Source organism: Marinomonas phycocola (assembly GCF_047525455.1).
In the GTDB taxonomy this organism is placed as follows: Bacteria; Pseudomonadota; Gammaproteobacteria; order Pseudomonadales; family Marinomonadaceae; genus Marinomonas.
This window is the reverse complement of sequence record NZ_JBLIXL010000016.1, coordinates 1-16,892: the sequence shown is the minus strand read 5'-3', so window position 1 is coordinate 16,892 and position 16,892 is coordinate 1. Positions and strand designations below refer to the sequence as shown.

Sequence of the window (16,892 nt, the reverse complement as noted above, 5' to 3'; positions counted from 1 at the left end):
AAAGGGCCTTAAGGCCCTTTTTTACTTAGATAAATGATTTGTTGGAGCATGATAAATCAATGATACGAGTGGCAATAAATGGGTATGGGCGGATTGGTCGATCTGTATTGAGAGCGCTGTATGAAAATGGCTATCGAGATAATATACAGATTGTTGCGATCAATGAGTTATCTAATTTGGATACAATTAGTTATCTCACTCGTTATGACACTACCCATGGGCGGTTTCCATTACCAGTATCTTGTGACGATGATGCATTGAGAATAGGTGAAGACCTCATTCAGTGTTTTTCTGAATCGGAACCTGAAAACATTGACTGGAAGCAGCTTAATATTGATATGCTGTTGGAATGCTCTGGCAGCTTTTCTTCTAGTGATCAGGCGAAGTTATATGTAGAAGCGGGTGTCAGTAGGATGTTGTTGTCGCAACCTGCGGACAGTGAGGTGGATGCGACCATTGTTTATGGTTTTAATGAATCTGAAATTGAACCTTTTCATACGATTGTGTCGGCAGCGTCTTGTACGACAAATTGCCTTATTCCTATTTTAGAAGGTGTTGAGCATTTGGTCGGTATTGAGCAAGGAATGACTCAAACTATCCATTCAGCGATGAATGATCAACCGATTATTGATGCGTATCATAAAAACGACCTGCGCTTGACCCGGTCCGCGATGAGTTCGATTATTCCTGTTGATACTGGGCTATCTAAAGGTATCCAGAGGTTAATGCCTGAATTAGGTTCAAAAATAGCGTGCAATGCGTTGAGAGTGCCAACTATTAATGTTTCGGCGATTGACCTTGTTATTCGTACTAAAAAACCAGTCACAGTAGAGCAGGTAAATGCATGCTTTGATGCATTGTCTGTGGGTAAGTATAAAAATATAGTCGGGTTTACTAAAGAGCCTCATGCGTCAGTTGATTTTAATCATGACGCTCGCTCTGTGATTGTTGATGGGACACAAACTCAAGTCGTCGATGGCCGCTTGATCAAATTGCTTTGCTGGTTTGATAATGAGTGGGGTTACGCGAATAGGATGTTAGATGTTGCCAGTTACTGGGGGCATAAAATTTCAAAATAGATAGTTTAAAGGTTTGTTTCAATAAGTGGGGGAATGACATGACCGTAGTGAAAATGATGGATTTGGATTTAACGGATAAACGAGTCCTAATTAGAGAAGATCTTAATGTGCCAGTTAAAAATGGTAAGGTTTCTAGCGATGCTCGTATCCGTGCTGCATTACCGACATTAAAGTTTGCTTTAGAGACTGGTGCGAAAGTGATTGTCATGTCTCATTTAGGACGTCCAACAGAAGGTGTGTTCGACAAAGCATTCTCTTTACAGCCTGTTGCTGATCACTTATCTGAGTTGCTTGAGCAGCCTGTATTTCTAGCGTCTGATTGGCTTGATGGTGTGTCTGTTGAGTCTGGGCAGATTATCCTTGTTGAAAATGTACGATTTAATTTGGGCGAGAAAAAAGACGACGAAATGCTGGCTAAGAAAATGGCTGCGTTATGTGATGTGTTTGTCATGGATGCATTTGGTACAGCTCATCGAGCGCAAGCATCCACTCATGGTGTTGCTAAATTTGCACCGACTGCCTGTGCAGGGCCTTTGCTTGTTGCTGAGTTAGATGCTTTGGAAAAAGCATTGGCATCACCTGACAAGCCGGTAGCTGCAATTGTTGGTGGTTCTAAAGTTTCGACCAAATTAACCGTTTTGGAAACGTTGTCTGATAAAGTGGATCAGTTGATTGTTGGTGGTGGTATTGCTAATACGTTTTTGGCTGCGGCGGGTTATCCTGTTGGTAAGTCTTTGTATGAAGAAGACTTAATTCCAAAAGCAAAAGAGTTGATGGCAAAAACATCCATTCCTCTGCCTGAGGATGTGGTTGTTGCGAAGGCGTTTTCTGCAACAGCGGTGGCCACTGTTAAAAACGTAAGTGATGTCGAATCAGATGATATGATTTTAGACATCGGTCCGAAAACAGCAATAAAGCTTGCTTTTTTATTAGAGTCATCAAAAACCATCATTTGGAATGGCCCTGTTGGTGTGTTTGAATTCGACCAGTTTGGTGAAGGGACGAAAGCCTTATCTTTGGCTATTGCTAATAGTGATGGATTTTCTATTGCTGGAGGAGGAGATACATTAGCCGCAGTGGATAAATATGGGATTCAAGACAAAGTATCTTACATTTCTACTGGAGGTGGTGCCTTCCTTGAGTTTGTTGAAGGAAAAGTATTGCCTGCCGTTGCTATGCTAGAAAGCAGAGCAAAAAATTTAGATTAATACATAATATTATAAGGCTAAAGGCCATAAGCAACTGGACTTCAATAAAAAGAGCCGTTGCTTAACAAAAACTAGAGAGTTTACCCCACAACCATAGTAGTTCGTTATTATTAGTTAGTAGCGATGTATTTTCAGAGGAAACGTTTATGCCTTTAATTAGTATGCGTCAGTTGCTTGATCATGCAGCAGAACACAGTTATGGCTTGCCTGCATTCAATGTGAATAACATGGAACAAGTTAAAGCGATTATGGAAGCGGCTGATGAAGTAAATTCTCCTGTTATTATGCAGGCTTCAGCAGGTGCTCGTAAGTATGCAGGATCACACTTTTTGCGTCATTTGATAGCGGCAGCCATTGAGGACTATCCACATATTCCTGTAGTAATGCATCAGGATCACGGTACCTCTCCCGCTATTTGTCAACGATCTATTCAGCTTGGATTTTCATCCGTTATGATGGATGGTTCTTTACTTGCGGATGGTAAAACACCTTCCAGCTACGACTACAATGTTGATGTTACTCGTCGTACTGTTGAATTCGCACACGCTTGTGGTGTGTCTGTAGAAGGGGAGTTAGGTTGCCTTGGTTCTTTGGAAACAGGTCAGGCTGGTGAAGAAGACGGCGTTGGTGCTGAAGGGATTTTATCTCTTGCTCAAATGTTAACAGACCCCGGTGAAGCGGTTGATTTCGTTAATGCAACGGGAATCGATGCACTGGCTGTCGCCATTGGTACTAGTCATGGTGCATACAAGTTTACACGTCCGCCTACTGGTGATGTATTAGATATTGAGCGCATCAGCAAAATTGTTGAACTGTTGCCAAATACTCACATTGTATTGCATGGCTCGTCCTCTGTTCCTCAGGATTGGTTAAATATCATTAATGAATTTGGTGGTGACATTCCTGAAACGTATGGCGTACCAGTTGAAGAGATTGTGAAAGCGATTCGTTACGGTGTGCGTAAAGTTAATATTGATACCGATCTGCGCTTGGCTGCGACGGGGGCAATTCGTCGTAGTTTAGCAGAGCATAAAGGTAACTTTGATCCTCGTAAGTACTTAACTGAAAGTATTAAAGCGATGAAGTCTGTTTGTATTGATCGTTATGAAGCGTTTGGTTGTGCAGGACAGGCTTCAAGAATTAAAACAATTGACCTAGAAGAAATGGCAGTTCGTTATGAGCAAGGTTTATACAATGATGGTCGTAAATTCTAGGGATCGTTAATGTTTTTTTCAATATTGTTATTTTCTTATGATTTTATTAAAAAAATAGTTGACGTTGAAAAAAACTGACCTATAATGCTCGTCATTCCTTGCGGGAGTGGTGGAATTGGTAGACACGCTGGATTTAGGTTCCAGTGCTTCACGGCGTGAGAGTTCGAGTCTCTCCTTCCGCACCAAATTAAAAAAGCTGACTTTATGTCAGCTTTTTTTTGCTTTTTTTTCTTTCTTTAGCTCCCTAGTAGTACACTGTCCAACGTTAGCTTTAAGACTTGGATAAAACTATGCTGCGTTATTTCTTATTACTTTTTTGTATTGCTACCGATTTTTCTTATGGATTCGAATTCTGGAATGGTAATGCGTATATTAAGAAGCATCCTCGGCAGATTGAGTTAATCAAAAACTTCAATTCAGTGGTAAATAGCACTGCAGAGCCTATACAAAGCCGCCAAGTGAAAACCATTAATATATCGGCCATTTTACCCGCAGTGATGAGTGATGAAACACGTACTGTTTTTTTACGCTATTTCAAAAAGAGAATGCAGGCTCTTCAAATTGACTATCGTTTGGATGTTTTTGAATATGATTCAAATGTCGAAGATGATGTGCTCCTTGGGAAATATAAAGCAATCATGCAATCTCCACCGGATTATTTGATCACTACGTTAGAAAGGTTTTCACAAAAATCCATTGTTGAATATATTTTGCGGCAGCACAGCACTCACGTTATCTTATATGGTGTTTCTTCACCTGTTGTGGGTTGGGGAAATGAACAGAGTGTCTTCTATGCTGGTGTGAATTACTCTTCTACCTTTGGCGCTTTATCTGAAATGATAAAAGAATCAGTGGCATCCAGTATGGAAATTATTCCTATTGCTTTTTCGAAGGGGTATCGTAATCATCAGTTTTGTAATGCCTTTTTGGATGTGCTCTCAGAGAATAAGGCGAATGTTAAGCAAGTGCTTTATTTTGATGATTCACTAGTGTCTAAAAAACGTATATTACAACGGATCAACGAAATAGATAAAAAAACCTTTATTTTCCAATGTGATAATTTTGTAGACGCGACTCAGTTTGATCTAATAGAAAAAAATAGCTCACATAAGATCATGATGAATTATTGGTTATCTGACGATAAAGAGTTGAGCCGTAGTGACATACAAATGATTGGCTTTCGTATTCCTTTTGAAGAAATTGAAGTGTCAATAGCAGAGATGATTCACCACCATCTAGAAAAGAAGAAATTTCCTAGTCTGTACATGGTTGATTTAAGTGTTGAACGCTCTTAACCATAAATGGAGTAGGTTAAATTACAATAGCACGGAGTACGCTAGATGTATTTAGAAAAAGAAAGTTTAGAAATACGCTTTAAGCGACGAATAGGTGTTTTTTTGTTTCTTGTTTTTGCTGTGCTGTCTGTTATTTATACCATGATGAAATACAGCGAAGCAGAGCAAATGGTATTAAGTCAATTAGAAAATAAGCACAATCTCGTTGAGCGGGCTTTTTCTTCCTATCTCCAGAAAGCGGAATTTGAACTTAGTAGTATCTCTCAATTATTTTCGAATGCACAGCTAGAAGAAGGAAGAGAGATGAACTCCCTTTTCTCAAATCATGACGATTTTTTATTGGGAGCTGTCGATTTTCTTTATGTGAAGCGTGATGATGGGCGGTCCATAATTGATCCTAGAAGCTCTCTTTATTTGGATGACTCTGCGGCCCTCTACAGCGTGTTTTCTAAAATAGGGCAATGGCTGATTTTTGCTACTGATGAAAGTAGTTACTTCTTGGTTTTTAAAAAGAATATGGTGGCAAACGAAGGGGAGAGCATTGGTTATATTTATGGCTTTATTTCGTTAAACAATAATTTTGTATTGGCTCAATCTCTATTAACAAATGTCAATATTGATGGAGTTATGCTTTCTACGGCTGAAGGGGTGACGGTTTTTGATGGGAAAGGGGATGATTTTACATCTGAGGAGTTGATGAGCTCTTACGACAAAAATTTGGACTTGTCTGGTAGCTTTTCTACTTTGCAGCTTAAAGTATTTTTGAAGAAGGCTGATTTTTTCTTATTTGAAGAAGTACTGGTGTATCAAATATTGTTGCTGGCGTTTGGCCTCTTGGGAGGCTATTTCATGATTATGTTTTTATCTCAAAAAGCCGTTTTTAATGTTATGTCTGATGCTATTAGCGACCTGAGTATAACAAAAAAGACAAAGTATAGAGAGTTTGATGAAATTGAGAAAATTATACATGGGAAAAATGCCAGTGAGGAAGAGCAAGCGAGAGCGCTGCAAATTCTAATGGAGGGTGCTTCCATTGCGATTATTTTTTGTGATGAAGTCGCCTCCGTTTTAAGGATGAACCAAGAGGCGAAACAGTTATATAGCGATGCAGAAGGGGCAAGAACACTTTTTGATTTTATGCCTATTATCAGTCACTCGCCTATTCAGCAAGCATTAAAAGGCGAAGCAGGGACGAGTTTTACTCTTAGCTTCTCACAAGTAAATAAAATATTTCATTGGAAATTATATCCTTACATTGCTGAAAGTGGGTTTCGAGGTTTAGTCTTGATCGGTAATGATATTACAAAAGAAACTCAGTTGGAGTGGCAGTTGACGCAAACACAGCCATCATCCTTACTTGGGTCTCAACAAATAAGCAATGAAAAACTACAGTCAGAGTTGCTTTTTCTTGCTGCTCGTTGTGATAGATCAACGGATTTTCCTATTAGTGAATGGTTGAACTCTTTGGCATTTGGCCTTCAAGGAGTCGGTAATCATGAGTCATCAGAGGAAAAAGTAAGCACACTGGGACGATTATTGTGTGATGAGCTGACGCGAATGCCAGTAGAGCTTCAGTCTCATGATAATTTTTTTATTGATTGTGGGTTAGATGTGGCTTGTATCTCATACCCCTGGCCCAGAGAGCTGAAGTCTTTATTATCCTCTATTTTGATGATGATCCATTCGAATGAGCTTGTAGAGGAAAAAGCACTCTGTTTTAAACTTGAAGAACAAAAGCTGATAATACAGGCGGTTGGTGTGAGTCATTCAAGAGCTATTTTTCTTCAGCTTGTTGAGTGTTTGGTTGAGAAAATGGGTGCTAAGCTAAATATTTCTAACGGCAGGCGTTTTTCGATTGCATTACCTTATGCAGTCACAGGGTGTAGCGCTATTGAATTACCCGTAGATTCTCAAGTTATTTGGATTGAAAATGGATATGAGCAGAGCGAGTTAGTTAAGTCCACTCTAAATGATTTAAATGTTGAATTAGTATGTATTAGTTCTGCAGAAGACATTTTCTTGCACTCTATGCAGCTAGAGCGCATTGATGCGATTTTGGTGGGGTGTTCTCATCAATACGATGAAGATTATAACGAATTGCTCGAAACCATGTCGATGATGTTAGGGCGCAGTGATCTACCGATTGCTCGGATTAGTTGTAATAGTAAAGGTTGCTATGAATCTTTGAGACTTGAGCACTATCCTTTTTCTTATAGTATTGCTGAGCTTTTAATCTCTTTGTTTCAACTTAGGCCTATATCGCCAGATGACATGCTACCTGAAGGTCGCAATTGGTTATTAACTGGTGGTACAAAAGTTAGTAAAGCCATTATGAGAAATGAGCTGATAGAGCATGATATAGTGCCGCACTTTATAGATGATATAGATTCATACTTGCCCTTATTAAATCATTATAGGATAGAAGTTATTATTGTTTTGGATCAAATATCTCCGAAAGTGTTAATGAAGATACAGTTAGAATTTCCACAAGTTATGGTGCTATTGACTCAGAAAGAAAGTCATAACAATGACGCAAAATACTTTGTTATTCGACCTCCGTATGACACGATTCGAATCAAAGACATGGTAACATTTGTTAATAAGTCGACTGTTATAGATAGGATAGAGGAAAAGTAAATGAGCTTAGTGGCAATTATTGGTGCAATGGATGAAGAAGTTGTATTAATCAAAGAGTGGCTGTCAGGCGTGTCGTGTCAAACCATTGCCGATTGTGAGTTCTACTTCGGAAAGTTAGACGGGAAAGACGTTGTCTTATTGAAGTCTGGAATTGGTAAGGTAAATGCCGCAGTATCAACATCATTGCTATTGTCTAAGTTTGATCCTGATAAGGTGATTAATATCGGGTCGGCGGGCGGTTTTGATATCGAATTAAACGTAGGTGATGTGGTTATTTCGGATAAAGTTATTCATCATGATGTTGATGTTACTGCGTTTGGGTATGAGATGGGGCAGGTGCCAAATATGCCAGTAGGGTTTGAGGCGGACTCAGAGCTGGTCAAGAGTGCTCAGTCGGCAATTGCTACGCTAGAGTCAGTGACGGCTAAAGTGGGGTTAATTGGAACTGGCGATAGCTTTATGAGTGATTCCGTTCGTGTTCAAAATGTTAGAGAGACATTTCCTACACTAATGGCTGTTGAAATGGAAGCTGCGGCAGTGGCTCAGGTTTGTCACAAGTTCGGGACACCTTTTGTTGTTGTTAGGGCGCTATCTGATATCGCTGGCAAAGAATCTTCCCAAAGTTTTGAATCGTATTTGGAAATGGCCGCAAAAAATTCATCGTTAATGGTTCGTTCGATGTTGAAGGGATTCTAATGTTGCTTGGTTTTAAAGGGTATGCAGACTCATCACGCTCGTTATTATCAGCGTGTGTGTTGTCACTTTTTTGCCCTAATGTCTCTTTTGCGGATGACATTACTTATACGGAAGAAGATGAGTGGTGGGCACTTTCTCATAAAAATGCATCTCAAACTGTTAGTGAATGGTCTAACGGATTGGACGCGTTTTTTTCAGGGGAGAGCTCGACTCTGCCGAGCCAAAGTTTTGTTAGCGTTCAATTAGGAGGGGTCTTCAGTGATACTGGAAACGCTTCTCCTTTTTTAGGCTTGCATATGGGAATAAGGCTTCCGAACACAAAAAACCGATTGCGCTTGGTTATTGACTCTGATGCAAATGAGTTAACGGAAAATAATAAAGTTCAAGAGGCAAGTTCTTCCAGTTTTCAAGAAGAGGCGGTGAGTGAAACCTTCTCTGCAGCAATCCGTTATGTTAAAGAAGAATGGAATGCTAATTTCGATGCGGGGATTCTAATCGACTTCCCCTTAGATCCATTTGTGAAGGTGAGGTTTACTCAAGATTATCAGGCATCCGATTGGTCTTTTTTATTTAGAGAGTCTGTATTTTCCTATTACTCTCAAGGTTTCGGGGCAAGTTTTTCGTTAGAAGCGACGACATCATTGAGCGATGGCGTAATTTTTGGCGTTTCCGTTGGCTCCACATGGTTAAATAGAGATGAAGAATATTATTACAGAGAAAACCTATTTTTAAATCATGCTATCGATGAAAAAAGCAAAGTACGTTATCAGTTTAGTGTGCTTCAATCTGGAGATCCTGCTCCAAAACTGGATACGTATTTGTATTTAGTTAATTACAAAAAAATATTATATGGCAATTGGTTGATCGGACAGGTGACTCCTCAAATAACGCATGAGCTTGATAATGACTTTGATGCTGAGTTTTCATTTACATTGTCTTTAGAAATTCTACTGGGTGAAGATTATTTAGGCTCTAGTAATCGTCATTAGATTTGTTCAAGCTCCTTCCGTATAATTCACTAATTAAAACTCTCCTTTCTTTCATTCTTAGAGCGAACTCAATGAATCCAAATCTCATTCAGCCAGAACACTATGATTCCCAGTTACTGGAAAAAGTTACAACGTTAGAGACATTATTTCAAGAGTTGGAAATGCCTGAAGTAGAGGTGTTTGAGAGTGCGGTGTCTAACTATCGTATGAGGGCAGAGTTTAGGGTTTGGCATGATGACGATGTTATGTATTACGCTATGTTTGATTCTAAGGATCCACGAAAACCAATTCGAGTGGATCAGTTTCCAGTCGCATCTGTATTAATAAACCGACTTATGCCTAAATTATTAGATGCTGTAAAAAACATTCCTGTATTGAGGAATAAGTTGTTTCAAGTTGACTTTTTAACAACGCAAACCGGTGAGGCCCTAATCAGTTTGCTCTATCACAAGCCAATTGATGAGGAGTGGAAAGACGCGGCTCAGAATTTGTACGAGCTATTTCCAGCGTGCCATTTTGTGGGACGTAGTCGTAAAAAAAAGATGGTTTTAACGCGAGATTTTGTTCTTGAAACCTTAACGGTAAATGGCAAGAAATATCACTATCAACAAGTTGAAAACAGTTTCACCCAACCTAATGTTGGTATCAGTGAAAAAATGCTGGAATGGTCTTTAGATGTGACGCAAGGTGAGTCGGGAGATTTGTTGGAAATGTATTGCGGTAATGGTAATTTTTCCATTCCATTAGCGAGGCAATTTGATCGTGTGGTTGCCACTGAAATTTCTAAAGTATCTGTAAATTCTGCACAGTTAAACATAGTGCTTAACGGAATGAAAAATGTAAGTGTGGTAAAAATGGCAAGCGAAGACGTTTCTGCTGCTTTAAATGGTGAATCTGAATTGCCTAAGCAACTTGTCGAAGCGGGAATGGAATTACTGTCTCCGAATGTCGTTTTGGTGGATCCACCTAGGGCTGGCTTGGACGATGCCACTGTTGAGCTTGTGAGGAAAGTTGATAAAATTTTATATATTTCATGTAATCCAGAAACATTGAAAAATAATTTAATTGCTTTAGTGCGAACTCATAAAGTTGAGCGCTATGCGATCTTTGACCAATTTCCGTATACACACCATATAGAATGCGGTGTGTATCTTAGCCGGATATAAAAATTAATCCAATCTAATGTTGTGGCAAATCGTCACGACATTAGATGGATTAAGCTTGGATGCTAATAGATTGCCCTATGATGGAATCCGGTGTGACATTGTATTGAGTTACGAGGCTAGCATTCTGATTTGTTCTAACTGGTTGTGGTGGTGCTGTTTCGACAGCTTGAGTATCGTTACTGGATGCTCCAGTTGTGTTAACTGAAGCGCTTCTTTCTTCTGTGTCAGTATTTCTTTCTGTATTGCTTACGGTCGAGTTAGTTAATGGGTCATTAAGGTTTCGTCTCGTGACTTCAGTGGCTGACGGTGTAGAGTTTTCTTCGCCGACTGAAAGTACTTCGGTATTCGCAGATGCTTCTCTTACCGAGCGAGGAGAAGTGGGTTCTGATTCGTTTGTTTCTTGTACTGAGTTTCTTTGCTGAGATTCAACCGCAAGTTGTCGTGCTGTATCGGACAAATCAACACGCACACTCGGAGGTGTGGTCGAGTCGTTTTGGCCGTTACTTGTACTGCTTGCAGCCGGTGTTGTATTTGCTCGAATAGAGCTGATTAGGTTTGCTCTATCGGCGGCAACCAATAAACCTGCTTCCATAATAGTAGCCCCCATTTAAAGTTGTTCAAAAATTATCCTTTTATTCTAGACCCTATTTTCAAAAAGCACCATAAATTTTTGCATATGAGTTGTAATCATTATTATGAAGCCTACTCATTATTCATAATGAGCGACATTCTTAATCTGTCCATTATGAGATTGATTGTTGTGTGTTAATATAAACGACCTTATCCCCCACTAAGTAGAGAAGTCGATCAAGCTATGAGTAATACCTCATTAAATAAAGATAAAATTAAATTTTTATTATTAGAAGGCGTGCATCAATCTGCAATTGATTCATTAAATGCTGCTGGTTATAACAATATTGAATATTTCAAAACTGCTTTATCAGAAAGTGAATTGATTGAAAAAATCTCGGAAGCACACTTTGTTGGCATTCGCTCCAGAACTCAACTAACTGAAAACGTACTTAGCCATGCTAATAAACTAATGGCGATTGGTTGTTTTTGTATTGGAACTAACCAAGTTGATTTGGATGCTGCAAGCGAAAAAGGGGTTGTAGTTTTTAACGCGCCTTTCTCCAATACAAGAAGTGTTGCTGAACTGGTTATCGGTCAATTGATTTTGTTATTACGAGGTATTCCTGAAAAAAATGCAATCTGCCATCGTGGCGGTTGGATGAAGTCAGCGGTTGGGTCTTTCGAAACTCGTGGCAAACGCTTAGGTATTGTTGGCTATGGAAGCATAGGCACCCAATTAAGCGTGTTGGCTGAATCTTTAGGTATGGAGGTATGTTTTTTTGATATTGTCACGAAATTGCCGTTAGGTAATGCAAGTCAAGTGAAAAACCTGAAAGAGCTTTTATCTACGTGTGATGTGATTAGTTTGCACGTCCCTGAAACATCATCCACAAAATTGATGATTGATGTCGAAGAGGTCGCAGCGATCAAGAAAGGTGCTGTTTTCATTAACGCATCTCGTGGAACGGTTGTTAATTTAGAAGCACTAGCTGACTCCATTAAAGCGGGCAATATTAGTGGTGCAGCAATTGATGTGTTCCCTGTAGAGCCTAAAGGTAATGCAGAAGAGTTTGTTTCTCCATTGAGAGGGTTGGATAACGTTATCTTAACTCCTCATATTGGTGGCAGTACAATGGAAGCACAAGAGAATATTGGTGTGGAAGTTGCTGACAAATTAATTCAATATTCTGATATTGGAACAACCACGGCGGCAGTTAACTTCCCAGAAGTAGCTTTACCTGCGCAGGATGGTTACCACCGTTTATTGCACATACATGAAAACAAACCAGGTGTTCTTTCAAGCATCAACAGTATTTTTTCTGAAAACAATATTAACATTACTGGGCAGTACTTACGTACAACGGAAAAGCTTGGCTATATGGTTATGGATGTTGCTTTTGAAACCAGTGAACTCGCCCTTGAAAAAGTTAAATTAGTAGAAGGAACGGTAAAAGCACGGGTCTTGTTCTAATTGAATGTTATGCTATCTTTCAAAAGCCAGTAAATACTGGCTTTTTTATGTCTGAGTTTTCATTGCTTTTTATGAGCAATACCTGAATAGACAGTCGTTAATTAATATGCATTAGGCTGTGAGTTGCTTTTTTGCGTCAAAATTGAGATAAACATGATACTTTTGTGAAGTTGCTGAACCTTTGCTAAAAAAGCTTTCAACTTAACGGTTCTGTCATTATTTTGTATTAATTAATGTTTAGTATCTGCACTATTGGTTAATATTAATATGTTCGCTTTCGAACTGTAAGTTTCTCAAATATGTTAACTATCGCATTTTAATGTGATTTTATTATAGGAATAAGAACATGGCACTTTCCCGTAGACAATTTCTAAAAGGAGCTTCAGTTGCTGGCGTAACTGCGGCATCAGCTTTCTCTATTAATAAAGCCGTAGCGGCAAATAAAGAACTGCGTATTTATGCGTGGGCTGGCTACATCACGGATGAAATGTTGCAAGACTTCAAAGCGAAGACTGGCATTAATGCAACGTTCACACCTTATGGTACAAACGATGAACTAATGAATTCTTTACGTGCGACAGATGGTACTGGTTTCGATATTATTATGCCTACTGTCGATCGTGTTCCTGGTTATGTTGACTTTGACTTGATTCAACCTTTAGACGCATCTCGTGTAAATTGGGCTGGTTGTTTAGAAAGTGCGGTAAGTGGCTCTGAAGTCGGAGGTGTTGTGAATGGTAAGCGCTACTTTGCTCCTTCTGATTGGGGTACAGAGGCCATTGCCTACCATAAAGAATATGCAAAAATAGATCGTGCTAACTTAAGTTACGGTGACCTTTGGAATCCAGAACACGCTGATGGAGTAACTGTTCGTGGTCATTCGGCTCTAGTCGGTGTGGGTTTATGGTTGGAAAGTATGGGTAAGCTTCCATACCCAATGCTTGAATCCTACAAAAATGAAAAAGCGATGCGCGCTAACTTCGATGTAATTGTAAAAACCGCGTCTGAACATAAAGGTATGATCGCTCAATTCTGGTCAACTGAGAATGAAGCTCAAGGCGCATTCCGCACAAATGGAGCTGTGATTGGACAAACATGGGACAGCACGGCATTTAAATTACAGTCTGAAGGTGAGCCAATTGCCTATGGTGCTCCGAAAGAAGGTGCGCTTGCATGGATGGAAGGCTTTGTTATTCCGAAGAATGCAAACAATGTTGATTCTGTTTATGAATTCATTAACTGGTATTACACTCCTGAGGCTGGGGCAATGTTTGTAAAAGCGACAGGATATAATTCTACTGCGAAAGGTGCGGACGCATTGTTACCAGAAGCAACTAAAGCATTCTTCCAAACCTCTTACACTGCGGATGAGTTGAAGAATCTTTGGTGGTGGCCAATTCAAGAACCATGGTATGTCGCATTACGTAACGAATATCAAGATCGTTATTTATCAGCATAATTTCTTTATAAAAAAGCTTCTATTCGCATTGTATGCGGATAGAAGCTTTTTCTATTTTATACATCTGAAAAAGGTTAGATAATTTCAATGGATAGCAGTGTTCATTTAGACAATGTAGTAATGAAGTTTGGGGATTTTACCGCGATTCAACAATCCAATTTAAAAATTGAGTCTGGGGAGTTTTTTAGTTTTTTAGGGCCTTCTGGTTGTGGAAAAACCACAATTCTAAATATGATCAGCGGATTTCTAGACCCTACAGAGGGGGCTGTAAGAATCGGTGGGCAAGATATGAAAGGCGTCCCCGCTAACAAGCGCCCAACATCAATGATTTTTCAAAATTTAGCATTGTTTCCATTGATGACAGTGGCAGAAAATATTGAGTTTGGGCTAGAGGTTCGAGGTGTCAGTAAAAGTGAGCGTAAGAAGACATCAGACAGATTGCTGGAGTTGGTTGCATTACCTGATAGCGCGGACAAACAAGTGTCAGCTTTGTCTGGTGGTCAAAAGCAACGTATCGCTATTGCTAGAGCATTGGCGGTTGAGCCAAGAGTGCTGTTGCTTGACGAGCCACTGTCGGCATTGGATTTGAAGCTACGTCAACATATGCGTACAGAGTTGAAAGAAATTCAGCGTAAAACAGGCATTACCTTTATTTATATAACACATGATCAAGGTGAAGCCTTAACTATGTCGGATCGTGTAGCGGTTATGTCTGCTGGTGTGATTCAACAAGTAGCTGATCCGATTACCTTGTATCGTGAGCCAGCAACCAATTTCGTTGCGTCTTTTGTCGGCGAAACTAATGCGCTTCTTGGAAGTGTGCAGGATATACAAGGTTCTGACATTACAGTGGACTGTGGTCCATTAGGTAAGTTAGTGGGTAAGGGTGTTGGTTCATTAAGTAAGGGTGAGAAAGCGACCCTATTTATCCGACCTGAGCACCTTAGCTTATTACCGGCAACGTCTGGTATGTCATTCGAAGTGACTATCAAAGAAATCAATTTTGAAGGTGCATACTTAACCTTGAATGCAGAAACGGCTTATGGACATAGCTTAGCTGTTCAAATTGGCTCTGATCAATACACATCCAGTATTGTTCCTGGAGCAAAAATTTCATTATCGTATAACTATAAAGATGCGGTAGTGATAGCTGGAGGAGAAAATGTTTAAGCAACTTAAATCTCGGTTTGGTGGGGGGCTCGCGATGGGTATCCTATCCATTATCGGAGTGTGGTTGATTGCATTAGTTATCTTGCCACAACTGTTAATGGTGGATTATTCATTTCGACCAAATTTATTGCCAGATGAAATAGGGGGAGAGAAAGACAGTTACTCTTTAGTTAACTATGAAACCTTATTTGCTAATAAAATCCATTTAACCATATTTTTAAAGACCATCTGGTCAAGCGTTCTGGTAACCTTGCTAACGCTGTGTGTGAGTTACCCACTGGCGTTTTATCTTGCTAAGGTAGCAACACCTGGGCAAGCGGCATTATGCATCCTTTTGCTTATTATTCCTTTCTGGATCAATGAAATACTAAGAACTTTTTCGTGGTATATTATTTTAGCGTACAAAGGGCCATTAAACTCTTTGTTGTTAGCTCTAGGTCTGATTGATCGTCCTATGCGATTTATGACTGGGGACGGTGCGGTAATGTTAGGTATGGTATATGCCTATATTTTGTTTATGATTTTCCCTATTTACAACGCCATTGAAAACTTGGATATGAATCAAATTAAAGCAGCAAGAAGTCTTGGTGCTGGTTGGATACGAACGCATTACCGAATTATTATACCTCACGCAAAGCCGGGTATTGCAACGGGTTGTATCATGACCTTTATGCTTGCTGCAGGTAGTTATGCGGTACCCGCGCTTTTAGGGTCCCCGGGAAGTCGCTGGTTTACGCAAATAATCTATAACTGGTTCTTTGAGGGCGGTAACTGGAACCAAGGTGCTGCCTATGCATTCCTACTCCTACTTATATGTATTGGATTTATTGGTTTGGTTATGCGTATCTTTAAAGTTGGTTTAGGAGACATTGCTCGATGAAATCGTCAACGATATTAAGGTGGGGGATTCGTTTTTATATTGGGGTTTTCTTTCTCTACTTATTCACACCTTTAGTAATCATGGGGCTGGCGACATTTAATGACAGTCGTTTTCCTACTATTTCCCCATGGAAAGGGTTCACACTAAAGTGGTTTGAGGCTTTGGCGCAAGACGGTGCGATGTGGGATGCGTTATTAACCAGTGTGATTGTTGCTATTGGCGTATTACTTATTGCTGTACCCGTTGGAATCTGTTGCGCGCTGTTCCTTTCCACTATTCAGGGTAGAGGTAAAACCTTTATCTACTCGTTAATGATGTCTCCTTTATTAACGCCAGGAGTCATAGTGGGTATCTCTACTTTGATATTCTGGAAGGGGTTATCTGTAAGTGGAGGGATGCTGTTGACGGTTATTGCTCAGACAACCTTTATCTCTGCTTATGTTATGTTAATGGTTTTGGCTCGATTGCAGCGCTTTGATCGTACTTTAGAGCAAGCTGCAATGAGTCTAGGTGCAACTCAATGGCAAACGTTTCGTCGAATTTTACTTCCGTATTTGAAGCCTGCGGTTATTTCAGCTGCAGTGATTGCTTTCTTGCAGTCATTTGAAAATTACAATACGACGCTATTTGTTAAGGGTTATGACACAACGCTAACTGTTTATATTGCTTCTAAAGTGAGGACGGGGTTAACACCGTCTGTAAATGCATTGGGCTTGTTGATGATTTTTATAACGGTAGTCATTGCTATTCTTTATGAAAGAAAGAGGCGGCAAGAAGAGGCGGCAAAGGTGAATATTGACTCTTAATGGTTTCTATCAATGAAAAAGGCGCTCCGGCGCCTTTTTTGTGTCTGTAATATGACGGTTTTGTGTAATAAGTATATGGATTTGACGTTTTTTTATCTTTTTTTCATCTTTTTATAAAAAACGCATGAAAAGGGTTGCACTAAATCTGTAGATCCTTAATATACGCCCTCGCTGACACGGACAAGCACTCAGAACAACGAGTCACAGTCCAACAAGAAGAAAAAACATCGTTTTGATTTTACTTTCTTG

14 protein-coding genes and 1 tRNA gene are annotated in these 16,892 nt (G+C 39.7%); 14 read left to right on the top strand and 1 reads right to left on the bottom strand.

The window, feature by feature from the left end; translation table 11 throughout:
- Positions 1-59 precede the first annotated feature (59 nt).
- From ACMUMJ_RS11855 to trmA, 9 genes are all read left to right on the top strand, one after another.
- Positions 60-1,079: a type I glyceraldehyde-3-phosphate dehydrogenase gene (locus ACMUMJ_RS11855; RefSeq protein WP_414679058.1), complete on the top strand. Its 1,020-nt coding sequence runs from the start codon at positions 60-62 to the stop codon at positions 1,077-1,079.
- A gap of 38 nt (positions 1,080-1,117) precedes the next feature.
- Positions 1,118-2,287 (top strand): phosphoglycerate kinase, encoded by a 1,170-nt coding sequence (locus tag ACMUMJ_RS11850; protein ID WP_414679057.1) that lies wholly within the window; start codon positions 1,118-1,120, stop codon positions 2,285-2,287.
- A gap of 146 nt (positions 2,288-2,433) precedes the next feature.
- Positions 2,434-3,501 carry a class II fructose-bisphosphate aldolase gene (fba, locus tag ACMUMJ_RS11845; RefSeq protein WP_414679056.1) on the top strand — a complete coding sequence of 356 codons (1,068 nt, stop codon included), beginning with the start codon at positions 2,434-2,436 and terminating at the stop codon, positions 3,499-3,501.
- Positions 3,502-3,601: 100 nt separating this feature from the next.
- Positions 3,602-3,686: transfer RNA gene (locus ACMUMJ_RS11840), tRNA-Leu, on the top strand.
- Between the two features lie 105 nt (positions 3,687-3,791).
- On the top strand, positions 3,792-4,796 hold the full coding sequence (locus ACMUMJ_RS11835; RefSeq protein WP_414679055.1) for a type 1 periplasmic-binding domain-containing protein: 1,005 nt from the start codon (positions 3,792-3,794) through the stop codon (positions 4,794-4,796).
- Positions 4,797-4,841: 45 nt separating this feature from the next.
- On the top strand, positions 4,842-7,433 hold the full coding sequence (locus ACMUMJ_RS11830; RefSeq protein WP_414679054.1) for a LuxQ periplasmic sensor domain-containing protein: 2,592 nt from the start codon (positions 4,842-4,844) through the stop codon (positions 7,431-7,433).
- Entirely contained in the window at positions 7,434-8,129 is a 696-nt protein-coding gene (gene mtnN, locus ACMUMJ_RS11825; RefSeq protein WP_414679053.1) for a 5'-methylthioadenosine/S-adenosylhomocysteine nucleosidase, read from the top strand.
- Entirely contained in the window at positions 8,129-9,118 is a 990-nt protein-coding gene (locus ACMUMJ_RS11820) for a hypothetical protein (protein ID WP_414679052.1), read from the top strand. Before mtnN ends, ACMUMJ_RS11820 begins: the two co-directional genes overlap by 1 nt.
- 71 nt (positions 9,119-9,189) lie before the next feature.
- Positions 9,190-10,284 (top strand): tRNA (uridine(54)-C5)-methyltransferase TrmA, encoded by a 1,095-nt coding sequence (gene trmA / locus ACMUMJ_RS11815; RefSeq protein ID WP_414679051.1) that lies wholly within the window; start codon positions 9,190-9,192, stop codon positions 10,282-10,284.
- A 49-nt stretch (positions 10,285-10,333) separates the two neighbouring features.
- Here trmA and ACMUMJ_RS11810 read toward each other — a convergent pair whose 3' ends face one another.
- Entirely contained in the window at positions 10,334-10,876 is a 543-nt protein-coding gene (locus ACMUMJ_RS11810) for a hypothetical protein (protein ID WP_414679050.1), read from the bottom strand.
- Between the two features lie 222 nt (positions 10,877-11,098).
- Between ACMUMJ_RS11810 and serA the strand changes: the two genes are divergently transcribed.
- From serA to ACMUMJ_RS11785, 5 genes are all read left to right on the top strand, one after another.
- The gene (serA, locus tag ACMUMJ_RS11805) at positions 11,099-12,328 is read left to right on the top strand and encodes a phosphoglycerate dehydrogenase (RefSeq protein ID WP_414679049.1); all 1,230 of its coding nucleotides are present in this window, start codon (positions 11,099-11,101) and stop codon (positions 12,326-12,328) included.
- Positions 12,329-12,674: 346 nt separating this feature from the next.
- Positions 12,675-13,787 (top strand): extracellular solute-binding protein, encoded by a 1,113-nt coding sequence (locus ACMUMJ_RS11800; protein ID WP_414679048.1) that lies wholly within the window; start codon positions 12,675-12,677, stop codon positions 13,785-13,787.
- 87 nt (positions 13,788-13,874) lie between these two features.
- Complete coding sequence (locus ACMUMJ_RS11795) at positions 13,875-14,957, top strand: ABC transporter ATP-binding protein (RefSeq protein ID WP_414679047.1); 1,083 nt, start codon at positions 13,875-13,877, stop codon at positions 14,955-14,957.
- The gene (locus tag ACMUMJ_RS11790; protein WP_414679046.1) at positions 14,950-15,837 is read left to right on the top strand and encodes an ABC transporter permease; all 888 of its coding nucleotides are present in this window, start codon (positions 14,950-14,952) and stop codon (positions 15,835-15,837) included. The genes ACMUMJ_RS11795 and ACMUMJ_RS11790 overlap by 8 nt, the downstream gene beginning before the upstream one ends.
- On the top strand, positions 15,834-16,643 hold the full coding sequence (locus ACMUMJ_RS11785; RefSeq protein WP_414679045.1) for an ABC transporter permease: 810 nt from the start codon (positions 15,834-15,836) through the stop codon (positions 16,641-16,643). Before ACMUMJ_RS11790 ends, ACMUMJ_RS11785 begins: the two co-directional genes overlap by 4 nt.
- Positions 16,644-16,892 lie beyond the last annotated feature (249 nt).

Bases quoted from the DNA above. Each gene is read 5' to 3' on its own strand.
- ACMUMJ_RS11855 (WP_414679058.1), top strand. From the start codon at position 60: ATGATACGAGTGGCAATAAATGGGTATGGGCGGATTGGTCGATCTGTA.
- ACMUMJ_RS11850 (WP_414679057.1), top strand. From the start codon at position 1,118: ATGACCGTAGTGAAAATGATGGATTTGGATTTAACGGATAAACGAGTC.
- fba (WP_414679056.1), top strand. From the start codon at position 2,434: ATGCCTTTAATTAGTATGCGTCAGTTGCTTGATCATGCAGCAGAACAC.
- ACMUMJ_RS11835 (WP_414679055.1), top strand. From the start codon at position 3,792: ATGCTGCGTTATTTCTTATTACTTTTTTGTATTGCTACCGATTTTTCT.
- ACMUMJ_RS11830 (WP_414679054.1), top strand. From the start codon at position 4,842: ATGTATTTAGAAAAAGAAAGTTTAGAAATACGCTTTAAGCGACGAATA.
- mtnN (WP_414679053.1), top strand. From the start codon at position 7,434: ATGAGCTTAGTGGCAATTATTGGTGCAATGGATGAAGAAGTTGTATTA.
- ACMUMJ_RS11820 (WP_414679052.1), top strand. From the start codon at position 8,129: ATGTTGCTTGGTTTTAAAGGGTATGCAGACTCATCACGCTCGTTATTA.
- trmA (WP_414679051.1), top strand. From the start codon at position 9,190: ATGAATCCAAATCTCATTCAGCCAGAACACTATGATTCCCAGTTACTG.
- ACMUMJ_RS11810 (WP_414679050.1), bottom strand. From the start codon at position 10,876: ATGGAAGCAGGTTTATTGGTTGCCGCCGATAGAGCAAACCTAATCAGC.
- serA (WP_414679049.1), top strand. From the start codon at position 11,099: ATGAGTAATACCTCATTAAATAAAGATAAAATTAAATTTTTATTATTA.
- ACMUMJ_RS11800 (WP_414679048.1), top strand. From the start codon at position 12,675: ATGGCACTTTCCCGTAGACAATTTCTAAAAGGAGCTTCAGTTGCTGGC.
- ACMUMJ_RS11795 (WP_414679047.1), top strand. From the start codon at position 13,875: ATGGATAGCAGTGTTCATTTAGACAATGTAGTAATGAAGTTTGGGGAT.
- ACMUMJ_RS11790 (WP_414679046.1), top strand. From the start codon at position 14,950: ATGTTTAAGCAACTTAAATCTCGGTTTGGTGGGGGGCTCGCGATGGGT.
- ACMUMJ_RS11785 (WP_414679045.1), top strand. From the start codon at position 15,834: ATGAAATCGTCAACGATATTAAGGTGGGGGATTCGTTTTTATATTGGG.